The sequence below is a fragment of the Mesonia oceanica genome (assembly GCF_902499555.1).
GTDB lineage: Bacteria > Bacteroidota > Bacteroidia > Flavobacteriales > Flavobacteriaceae > Mesonia > Mesonia oceanica.
On the sequence record NZ_CABVMM010000010.1, the window covers coordinates 165,468 to 176,878 of the forward strand.

General features: G+C 34.0%; 9 protein-coding genes. 5 read left to right on the forward strand and 4 right to left on the reverse strand.

Translation table 11 applies throughout. The features are described from left to right. The 5 genes from FVB9532_RS13295 to FVB9532_RS13315 all read left to right on the forward strand — a co-directional run bounded on the left by FVB9532_RS13295 (window position 1) and on the right by FVB9532_RS13315 (window position 4,271). On the forward strand, window positions 1–987 hold the full coding sequence (locus FVB9532_RS13295) for a pectinesterase family protein (RefSeq protein WP_150545666.1): 987 nt from the start codon (window positions 1–3) through the stop codon (window positions 985–987). Between the two features lie 20 nt (window positions 988–1,007). Then, window positions 1,008–2,282, forward strand: coding sequence for a right-handed parallel beta-helix repeat-containing protein (locus tag FVB9532_RS13300; protein WP_150545667.1), 1,275 nt, complete (start codon window positions 1,008–1,010; stop codon window positions 2,280–2,282). Beyond that, the gene (locus FVB9532_RS13305) at window positions 2,282–3,052 is read left to right on the forward strand and encodes a rhamnogalacturonan acetylesterase (RefSeq protein ID WP_150545668.1); all 771 of its coding nucleotides are present in this window, start codon (window positions 2,282–2,284) and stop codon (window positions 3,050–3,052) included. Before FVB9532_RS13300 ends, FVB9532_RS13305 begins: the two co-directional genes overlap by 1 nt. Further along, window positions 3,052–3,399: a cupin domain-containing protein gene (locus tag FVB9532_RS13310; protein WP_150545669.1), complete on the forward strand. Its 348-nt coding sequence runs from the start codon at window positions 3,052–3,054 to the stop codon at window positions 3,397–3,399. The genes FVB9532_RS13305 and FVB9532_RS13310 overlap by 1 nt, the downstream gene beginning before the upstream one ends. Before the next feature lie 65 nt (window positions 3,400–3,464). After that, window positions 3,465–4,271: an SDR family oxidoreductase gene (locus FVB9532_RS13315; RefSeq protein WP_150545670.1), complete on the forward strand. Its 807-nt coding sequence runs from the start codon at window positions 3,465–3,467 to the stop codon at window positions 4,269–4,271. Window positions 4,272–4,366: 95 nt separating this feature from the next. Here FVB9532_RS13315 and FVB9532_RS13320 read toward each other — a convergent pair whose 3' ends face one another. From FVB9532_RS13320 to FVB9532_RS13335, 4 genes are read right to left on the reverse strand one after another with little or no spacing between them, the layout of a single operon-like run. Beyond that, window positions 4,367–4,912, reverse strand: a complete 546-nt coding sequence (locus tag FVB9532_RS13320; protein ID WP_150545671.1) for a biliverdin-producing heme oxygenase — start codon at window positions 4,910–4,912, stop codon at window positions 4,367–4,369. A gap of 6 nt (window positions 4,913–4,918) precedes the next feature. Next, window positions 4,919–5,482, reverse strand: a complete 564-nt coding sequence (locus FVB9532_RS13325) for a response regulator (RefSeq protein WP_150545672.1) — start codon at window positions 5,480–5,482, stop codon at window positions 4,919–4,921. 23 nt (window positions 5,483–5,505) lie between these two features. Then, a complete protein-coding gene (locus FVB9532_RS13330; RefSeq protein WP_150545673.1) occupies window positions 5,506–7,722 on the reverse strand; it encodes an ATP-binding protein in 2,217 nt (738 codons plus the stop codon). After that, the gene (locus FVB9532_RS13335) at window positions 7,722–11,363 is read right to left on the reverse strand and encodes a CheR family methyltransferase (protein WP_150545674.1); all 3,642 of its coding nucleotides are present in this window, start codon (window positions 11,361–11,363) and stop codon (window positions 7,722–7,724) included. Before FVB9532_RS13335 ends, FVB9532_RS13330 begins: the two co-directional genes overlap by 1 nt. Window positions 11,364–11,411: the final 48 nt, after the last annotated feature.

The window sequence follows — 11,411 nt, forward strand, 5'->3', positions numbered from 1 at the left end:
ATGAAGAAATTTTTCAACATACTTTTTATAATTTTATTTTTTCAATCTGTTTCTGCACAGGAACCCTATCTTAAAATTACGGTTGCTCAAGATGGTAATGCAGATTTTATAACTATTCAAGAAGCCATCAATTCTACTAGGGATTTAGGTCCGGGAGAAGTTGAAATTTTTATCAAAAACGGGGTTTATAAAGAAAAAATAGTTATTCCTACGTGGAAACATCAGTTGACATTAGTAGGTGAAAGCAAAGAAAACACGATTATACAGGGGAATGATTACTCTGGTAAAATTGATTCTGTAAGCGGTCGGCCATTAAACACCTTTACTTCATATACCGTTTTGGTGCAAGGTGATGATATTCATTTTAAAGATTTAAGTATTCAGAATACATGGTGTGAAAAAGGACAAGCGGTAGCGTTACACGTGGAAGGTGACCGATTTATTGCTGAAAACTGCAATTTGTTAGGTTGCCAAGACACCTTGTATACAGCTACTGAAGGGAGCCGACAATACTATGAAAATTGTTACATAGAAGGTACTACCGATTTCATCTTTGGGGAAGCTACCTGCGTTTTTAAAGATTGTACCATCAAGAGTTTAAAGAATTCTTATGTCACGGCAGCCGCAACTCCTAAAAATCAAGAGTTTGGCTATGTGTTTTTCAATTGTAAATTAATAGCTGAAGAAGGAATAGATGAAGTTTACTTGGGAAGACCTTGGCGTTCTTATGCGCAAACGGTTTTTATCAATTCTACCTTGGGGAATCATATTGTTGAAGAAGGTTGGGACCCTTGGACGGGAGATACCATGTTTCCGCAGAAAGAAAAAACAACTTACTACGCAGAATATAAAAGTAAGGGTGGGGGAGCATCGCCTAACACTCGTGTTAGTTGGTCACACCAACTAACAGAAAAAGAAGCTCAAAAATATACTTTACAGCAAATTTTTTCAGGAAAATGTGAGCCCTGGAATCCAAACATTAAATAAACACAAAAATTAAATTTATCATGAAACTATTTCAATTTATTAAATTAAAATTAGGCTTGGTGGCAGTTTTAGTCCTATTGAGTTCCTGTGATTCTGTGGACGATAATTTTCGTGATGGTCCTATCTGGTCAGGTTATGATGATGAACCAGAAAATCCAGAGAATCCAGAAAACCCGGGAAATCCTTTAGTGGCCAATGTAGAAACCGCAGAAGGTTTACGGGAAGCTTTATTGAGTGCAACATCAGGAGATTCTATTATTGTTGCCGCAGGAGAGTATAATTTTGATACTCCTTTAACTATTTCCAACTCGGGAACAAGTGACGATCCTATTGTGGTTATTGCTCAGGACGAAAGGCCTATCATCAATTTTTCAGCGATGGAAGAGAATAGTTCTAATAGGGGCTTGATTATCGATCAGGATTATTGGAAAGTAAAAGGATTTATTTTTGAAGAGGCAGGAGATAATGGTATGCTAGTAAGCGGAAATTATAATATAATCGAATTTTGTGATTTTAGAAGAAATTCAGATACCGGTTTACAAATAGATAATGGAGGCTCAAACAACTTAGTATTGAATTGTGACTCTTACTTTAACGCCGATTCTAGTATAGAAAATGCCGATGGTTTTGCTTGTAAATTAACCGCTGGTACAGGAAATAAATTTGAAGGTTGTCGTGCTTGGAATAACCTTGATGATGGTTGGGACGGATATCTTAGAGATAACGATAATATTTCTACCACTTATGAAAACTGTTGGGCAATCAAAAATGGATTTTTAGAAGACGGAACTGAAGGGAATGGAGATGGTAACGGATTTAAAACCGGAGGAAGTGATGATAAAGACCTAAAGCACAATGCTACTTACATTAGATGCTTAGCGGTAGGAAATACTCACGATGGTTTTGATCATAATAGTAATAGGGGAACAGTAATCATTTATAATTGCTCTGCTTATGAGAATGGCAATAATTATAATTTTAGTAATACTAATCCTCTTGAAGAATTAATAATAAAGAATTCTGTTTCTTTAAATGCATCTAATAGTTTCAATGCAACTTCAACAGATATTTCCAGTAATACTTGGATGGATGGTTTTTCAGTTTCACCAAACGATTTTGAAAGTTTAATGGTTGAAGAATTAACAGCAGCAAGACAAGAAGATGGAAGCTTACCCGAAATAAGTTTTATGCATTTAGTTGCTGGCAGTGAATTAATTGACGCAGGCGAAGAGGTACAAGGAGTTGAATTTAATGGAACCGCTCCAGATTTAGGAGCTTTTGAATTTGAAAACTAATGAAGTTGAAATTTATAGCTACTTATTTTTTAATACTATTTAGTTGTATAATTTATGCCCAAGAATCTCCCACTTTATACTTAGTGGGAGATTCTACGATGGCAGATAAAAAGAACCCTGAAGAAAACCCGGAACACGGTTGGGGCCAAATGCTACCGGAGTTAATGACCGATAATATAAACATTGAAAACCATGCGGTAAATGGACGGAGTTCCAAAAGTTTTATCAGTGAAGGAAGATGGCAAAAAATTGAAGATCAATTAAAACCGGGTGATTTTGTAATTATTCAGTTTGGACATAACGACCAGAAAATTAAGTCACCAGATCGTTATACCAATCCATTTACAGAATATCGCTATAACTTAGAAAAATACGTAAAAGAAACCCGAGAAAAAGGAGCAACACCAATTTTAATGAGTTCTATTGTTCGTAGAAATTTTAATGAACATGGCACGTTGGTAGATACTCATGGTGAATACCCATTGGTGGTAAGAATGGTAGCAAAAGATCTTGGCGTTGCTTTTATCGATATGCAGTGGCTTACCCAACAATTAGAAGTTAAATACGGTCCGGAAGATTCTGCCACTTTACATTTGCATTTTCAACCAGGAGAAGTGGCCTATTATCCTGACGGGAAAGACGATAATACCCATTTATCTGAAAAAGGAGCTATTTTAGTGGCCAGTCTGGCCTTACAGGAAATTGCTAAAAAAGAGTTAGATTTGAAGTATTTTATAAAACCTTCAACACTTCAAAAAGAAATTTTATAATGTACACACCACCAATTTTTTTCAAAGACAACGAGAGTGAATGGGAATATGCAGCCGAAGGGATTACTCGAAAATTTATAGGTTATAATCCACAATTAATGTTGGTAAAAGTGAAATTTGAAAAAGGTGCGATTGGAGATTTACACGATCACTTTCATACACAAGGATCTTATGTAGCTTCGGGGAAGTTTAAAATTACCATTAACGGCGAATCCAAAATCTTGGAAGCTGGGGATGGATTTTTTGTAATGCCAAATACAGAGCACGGTGCAGAATGTATAGAAGCCGGAGTTTTAATAGATGTTTTTAATCCGCTTCGTGAAGATTTTTTGGAGAATGAAGAGTAAGTAAAAAAGTAAGAAAGAACCTAAGAACTTCCATCAGCTCGATTGTTCTTTATAACTTAAAAAATATGAACCAATTAAAAGGTAAGGTTGCCATTGTCACTGGCGGAAATGGAGTTTTAGGAGGAGCTATCGCTAAAGGTTTTGCTACAGAAGGAGCAAAGGTTGGCATTATGGGGAGAACTGAAGCTACCGTAAATAAAAAAGTGGAAGAGATAAAAGCGACAAGTGGCGAAGCATTTCCATTAGTAGCTGATGTGCTCGATAGAACGCAATTGAAAGCTTGTAAAGAAGCAATACTTCAAAAATATGGGCATATAGATATTTTGGTAAATGCTGCCGGAGGAAACGTGAAAGGAGCAGTAATCAATCCAGATCAGGATATTTTCGATTTAAATCTAGACGATTTTGATAAGGTTAATCACTTAAATTTTAAAGGAACATTATTGCCTACTTTGGTGTTTGCCAAAGAAATGGTTCAGCAACAAAAAGGGAGTATCATTAATATTTCTTCCATGGCTGCTCAGCGTGCATTAACGCGAGTAATGGGGTATAGTGCTGCCAAAGCTGCAGTAGATAATTTTACCAAATGGTTAGCAGTAGAAATGAACCAAAAATATGGTGATGGTATTCGTGTAAATGCTATTGCCCCGGGATTTTTTATAGGAGAACAAAATCGTGATTTATTATTAAATAAAGATGGTAGTTTAACCGCTAGAGGTCAAACGATTGTCAATCAAACACCTATGAAGCGATTTGGGAAACCCGAAGAATTACAAGGTGTTGCCAATTGGTTAGCGGGAGATGAAGCTTCCTTTGTAACGGGAATTGTAGTTCCTATAGATGGAGGCTTTGGAGCATTTAGTGGTGTGTGATTTTAAAGAGATATAATACTTTAACTAAATCAAAATCCTGAAAAAATCACTTATAATCGTTTAGGAGTGGCCTTTAAAACTGCTAGTTCTATACGTTATATTTCCCTAAATATTTTTCCGAAAAACTGAAAAGTTTCTTTCGCTTTTTCTATAGCTTGATTTTCTTCTTCTTCTGAAAAATTTTTCTTTTTTATGTCTTTAGTAAATTGTCGCCAACCGTCTACACTTTGACGTTTTCCATTAAAGAAATGATGTTCATGAATACTGGAAAGTTGCTCACACTCTTCAATGTTTTTTGCTATCATCATTCCGCCTAAAGAAGAACCTTCGACAACGTACCAAGCGCCTAATGCTTCAGTATTCGTATTTATTTTAAAATCGTGTTTGTAATTTTCAGCAATACTAAAATCAACGTTTAATTCAGCTAAATCTTTGGCTAGATTTTCTGTTTTATCTGAAGTATACTCAGGAATTTGAGTCTTAATTTCTTCTTCTGTTATTTTATAGGCAACATAATTTTGAAGCAACAGCTTTTTGTATTCTTCTAAAGAAATACGGTGATTCATAATTAAATCGGCAGTGTTTTCACCTTCAATTTGCTGATGAAGTTCTTGAGTAGAGGCTCTTAATTTTTCTAACATTTTCTATTAAAGGTTTTTGTCCTCTTTCTCCATTTGGATAAGATCAATGTTTTTTCTAATCTTACTAAGGTTAATTTTTTGCTCTTCCGTATCTACATTAATTTTATCTAGGTAATCGTAGATTTGATTAACCGCAATTTTATTCTTTCTAATTTTTTCCCTTAGTTCATCTTGTTTAATCATATTAAACACTACTTGCTTAAACAAAGGTTCTAGTTTTTCGGCAAGGTTATTCATATGTTTTTTTAAGATGAATCCGGAAGCTCCTGAAAGAATGGTATTAGCCGCCATTTCATCATCATCAATCGTTCCGGTAATAAAAATAAAAGGTATGGAAGCATCGTGAGCTTTAGCTTCTTCTAAAATATCTAAACCGGTACACGTAGGCAGGTTATAATCTGAAAGGATGACATCTGGTACAAAGTTTTGCAATGCTCTATTAAAATCAGGTACATTATCTACTACCTTAATTTCATAGTCTTTGACAAACTGTTGAATTTGCATTTCAATTAATTCAGCATCTGTCTTGTAATCCTCTATTAACAAAATTCTAAGTTTGGTTGTGATCATAGCTTTTTTTTAAGTAGTAAAAATTACTTTTCACTAACATCAATGTAAAAATAGAATGTAGCACCTTCATTTATTTGGGATTCTGCCCAAATTTCTCCTTCATGCTTATCTATTACTTTCTTAACAGTTGCAAGTCCTATACCAGATCCTGAAAAATCTTGGCTAGAGTTAGCACGCGAAAATACATCGAAAATTTTATTTTTAAAATTAGGGTCGAAACCTACACCGTTATCTTTAACAAAATAAAAAGTTTTATTTCCTTCTTGTTGAGCTCCAATATGAATTTCGGGTGCTTCTTGTTTAGATGAATATTTTACGGCATTAGAGATAAGATTACTAAAAACTTGTGAGAGCATACGTTTATCTCCCGTTATATTTGGTAAATCTTCTTCGATGGTGATCTTCGTATTAGGATTTGTGCTTTTTATATTTTGAGAAGAAATAATACTTTCTAAGAAATTTTTTAAGCAAAAAGTTGTGATATTAAGTTTATTCTGCCCAACTTTTGCGTAAGAAAGAATATCTTCAATTAAAAGATCCATCTCTTCTGCAGAGCTTAAAATAGTTTTCAAGGCATTTTGTCCGTATTCATCTAACTTATCTAGGTAATTGTTGATAAGAATTCTAGAATAGCCATCTATACCCCTTAAGGGAGCTCTTAAATCGTGTGAAACACTATAGCTAAAGGTTTCTAGTTCTTTGTTTACTTCAACTAAACTATCATTAAGGTTTTTAATCTCATCTTTTTGTTTTCGAACCAATACATTAGTAATGGTGTCTTGCAAATTAGCAGCGGCTTCAATATCATAAGTTTTCCAAGGCTTGGCAATACCGGATAATTTTTCTGTCCACCTTTTAAAAGATTTTCTAGGGTGTAAAAATTGAATTCCGTCTTTAATATAACCTTTCTTTTCAGGATTTCCTCCCCAATCGACAGTCGCGGATTCTTGGGGTCTAAACCAAAGTACATAATTATGTTCATCACCAATACGAATACTTAACACTCCAGAAGCCGTTTCTGTAAAGTTAATTGCTTTTTCGTAAAACCGATTTAATTGTTTAGTTTGAAAAATACTTTCCGATTGCTTTTTGATAACTTTTGAAATTATTTTTTTTACCTGTTTTTCGGAAGGTGTTTTGCCTATCAGGGTGATTTGATTTTCATTATAAATGGCTCCTCCAGAACAGCTAATGAGATTGGTGAATTTTGGAGTGAATTTACTTAAAGCCTCCGTATTGTTATCAATTGAATTCATTTGAATAAGAAGTTTTTTTCTTATTTCCTCAGATGAATTCATATTTTCTAAGAATGTATTGGTCTCTTTTAAAGCCAATTTATTGGAGAAAACCTGCGCTAAAAATTTACAAGATTGCCGTTGGTGGTAATTAATAAATTTGGGTTGATAATGGTGGCAAGCGATTAATCCCCAAAGATCGCCGTTAAGGATGATGGCAGCAGTAAGCGAAGCATCCACATTCATATTTTTTAAATATTCAATGTGAATGGGGGACACTCCACGTAATTCACTTTTAGAAAGATTTATTTTTTTATTTAATTCAGGTAACAATGGTGCCGGTTGATAGTTAACGTCACTAATCATTCTCACCCCTTGTTTTAAAAATATTTGCCTCGCCGGTTTTGGGATGTCGGTGGCAGGATAATGAAGACCAAGCCAGCTTTCGAGCTTTTCTTCTTTTACTTCAGCAATCACTTCTCCATTCCATTCTTCATCAAAACGGTACATCATCACGCGGTCGTAATCGTAAAGATCTTTAATGAGAGATACCGCTTGGTGGCACATCACTTTAACCGGATCTGTATCTTTTATTTCTTTTAGGATTTTGGTGAGTTCTTCCTGAAATAAAATAGGATTAATCGTTTCGCCAAAAGGCTCAATATCAATAATGAGTTCTTGGTTTTCGGTTAAATGAGGAATCGCCAAGAACTTTTGATTTTTAAAGCTAAGCTCGTGCGGATATAAACTTTGTTGATTTTCAATTTTATTAAAAATGGTTTCGCTAATTGCTTTTGGGAATACATTTTCTAAAGGCTTTCCTACAATTTGCTCTACAGATAGATTTAATAAAGTACTACAATTATTACTCGCTTGTAGTACTTTATTTTTTTTATAATCAATAATGAGGATCACTCCATGTTGTTGAGCTTGCTCAATAATGTGTATAGGCTCCCTATCACAATTTGTTATATTAACAGCTTGTTGCTTGAAGGTAATGTTCATTAATCTGCCTTGATTTTAAAATAGAATGTACTTCCCACACCATGTTGAGAATCTACCCAGATGCTTCCTTCATGAAGTTGAACAATTTTTTCTACGTGTGCTAAACCAACTCCCGTTCCTTCATATTTTTCTTTTGTTCTCACTCGACTAAAAATAGTGAAAATGTTTTTTTGGTCTTCTTCAGAAATCCCAATACCGTTATCCATTACAGAGAAAACCCAATAATCATTTTCTTTATAAGAAGAAATCCTTATTTCCGGTTTTCTATTTTTGTCGATATATTTTAAAGCATTACTCAGTAAGTTTTGAAATAATAACCTTAGTTCAACTTTATAGGCTTTCACTTTTGGAAGAGATCCTATACTTACTTTAGCATTGGTGTCTTTAATTCTTTTACCAAGATCGTATTTTACGACTTCTGCTAATTCTTTTGTGTCAACCAGCGTTTTCTTGGTATTTCTACCAATCCTGGAGTGCTCTAATAAAGCTTTAATTTGGTTCGATAATCTATCGGAAGCTTCGTCTATATAAGAAATGTAATTTTTTCCTTTATCATCTAATTTGTCGGCATACAATTTTCCTAACACATCGCTACCAAATTTAATGGTGGCAAGAGGTTCTTGTAAATCATGAGAACAAATAGAAACAAATTGTTCTAAATCTTTATTAGCACGTTCTAGATCTGCTTTTTGCTCTTTAAGTTTTTCCTGAGCATCTTTAACTTCAGAAATATCTACACAAGTAAATCTATGGGTGACTGCTTCTCTTTTTTCGTTGTATTCCACATTAGAATAAAGAATAATAGGGATTTTCTCTTCTTTTTTGGTGAGCATTTTTAACTCAACATTTTTGAGTTCTCCTTTATCTTTAAAAACTTTATTTAGTTGAACGGCTTTGATTTTGGTTTCATCATCATAAAGCTCAAAAATGGGTCTTCCTATGATTTCTTCTTTTTCATCGTAACCTAATCTAAAGATTGCTTCTTGGTTACACTGTAAAATTTCTGAGGTGTTGGGGTCAATACTAAAATGCATGACCGGATCTTCTTCATAGAAAGATTTATATCTTTTTTCGCTGGCAATAAGCTTCTCTTTGGCTCTTTGTAAAGACTCTATATCTACAAATGTAATAACTACCCCGTCGATATGATCTTCAGAATTTACAAATGGGGAAATTCTTCTTAAATAATTTCTGCCTTCTTTAGAAGTAATATTTCTTTCTAAAGTTTTACCGGTTTCCATAGCCTTTTTACAGCGGGGAACTAAACCGCGGCCTCTGTTTTTTCCAAAATTGGTAACAAAATTATCAATGGGCCTGCCAACATCTGAATTTAATAAGCTAAAATGTTTTTTAATGGCCGGTGTGAACTTTCTAATTCTCAAGTTTGAATCTAAGAAAATAACTCCAATTTCTGTACTTTCGAGCAGATTGTTCATATCTGCATTTAATTCTGACAGGTCATCCATTTTCTGGATGTTTTCTGCATTTACCGTATTAATTTCTTCATTAACACTTTGCAGTTCTTCATTGGTACTTTGTAACTCTTCATTGGAAGCCAATAACTCTTCATTGGCTGCTTGAAGTTCTTCGTTACTGGTTTCTATTTCTTCTAGCGAAGTACTTAGTTCTTCTTTTGTTTTTTTAAGCTCGCTTTCAAGTTCTTTTATATATTCTTGAGATCGGCTATCTACCGTTATTTTATCAGAAACTTTTACATCACTAAGATTTATTTCTTTTTCAATAAAAGTAATGACGAAATTGATCTCATTATCTAAGTTGTTTTGTCTAAAAGGTTTAACGATAATATCCAATCCTTTTTGCTCGTCATTTTCTTCAAATTTAGCGTCTTTGTAAAGAATTTTTTCGTTTTTCTTTTTAGCACTTTTGATGGTAGCTTGAAGAATGTGTTGCAGTTCTTCTGTCAACATTTCGTAGAGGTTGGTCGTAAAGCCTTTTACCGGTAAATTGGCATATTTTCTAAATTCACCAATAGCTTCCAGAATATTACCATCTTCGTCAATAAAAACACTGGCTCCCCCAAATTGTTCTAAGATTGCTTCATTTAATTCTGAAGTAAACTGTTGTTTAGGAGAACTTTCTTTTTTCTCCATTCGCTTACGTCTCAGAGAATCAGCTCTCTTTAAATGATTGGAAGGTTTTAAATTATTGTTATCTAGCCTAGTACGAGGGGAAACATTTTTGTAAATTTTCCATTTCCGACTAATTTCTTCAAAATTTTCTCGGTGAGAATTTACTGTTTCGCTTGTACCCAATACCAGATAGCCTCCTTCTTTTAAAGCATAATGTAATACATTAAGTGCCTTTTTTTGAATGCTTTGTTGAAAATAAATAAGTAGGTTTCGGCACAAAATCATGTCCATATTGCTAAATGGTGGATTTTTAATGATGTTATGCTGAGAGAAAATAACCATTCTCCTAATTTTTTCGATTACCTGATAGCCTTCGCCATTTTTGATAAAGTATTTCCGAAGCAAATCGTTATCAATATCTGCCACCATACTTTCTGAATATACACCACTTCCTCCAACCTCTAAATGTTGTTTAGCGATATCTGTAGCAAATATTTTAACTTCTACTTTTTTATCGTGTTTCTCTAATTCTTCGTGAATGTACATGGCTAAAGAATAAGCTTCTTCGCCTGTACTACAAGCGACATCCCAAATTTTTAAAACTTCCCCATCCTTTTTCTTTTCGACTATATTGGGGATAATATCGTCTTCAAGAATATCCCAAACCCTTGGATCTCTAAAAAACTTAGTCACCCCAATTAAAAATTCTTTGAAAAGAACAGATACCTCGTCCGGATTGGTTTGTAGGTACCTATAGTAATCTTTTAAAGAATCACATTTACATACGTTAACCCTTCTGGCAACCCTTCTTCCAAGGGTAGAGGTTTTGTATTCGGTAAAGTCTAATCCTGTATTTTCGTTGATGTAACTAAGTATTTTTGAGAGTACTTGTTCATTTAAATCTTCTAGCTCACCATTTAATTGTATTGTTTCCGATGCTTGAATAAATCGGTTCAATTCATTTCCCATTTCTTCTACAGGTAAAATATAATCTACTACTCCAGAATTAATAGCACTTTTGGGCATTCCATCAAATTTCGCTTCTTCAGGATCTTGTACCATTACCATTCCATCTGCTTCTTTAATAGCTTTTATGCCTCGTGTACCATCACTTCCCGTGCCGCTTAATATAATAGCAATGGCTTGATCTTTTTTATAGTCTGCTAGAGAATCTAAAAATAAATCGATGGGTAAGTTGAGTTTTTGATTTTTAGGTTTATCAGATAAATGAAGAACACCTTCTTCAATAGTTAAATTATTTACCGGCGGGATAAGGTATATTTTCCCGGGCTCAACTTCTGAATTATCCGAAATTTGTTCAATGGGTAGTTTGGCTGTTTTTGCCAAAAGTTCTCCCATCATACTTTTATAGTCTGGTGAGAGATGTTGTATAACGATGTAGGAATTTTGATCGTTATCGGTTAGATTGCTAAAAAAAGTCTTCAATGCTTCTAAGCCTCCAGCACTTGCACCTACTGCTATTAATCTTGACTGTATGTTCTTCTTTTTTTTAGAAGTTTGAATAGTTTTTGTTTCTTTGGTTTTTGTCATTCCTTTATAAAATGGCGGTATAATAGGTGTTTTAAATAAGATTAAATG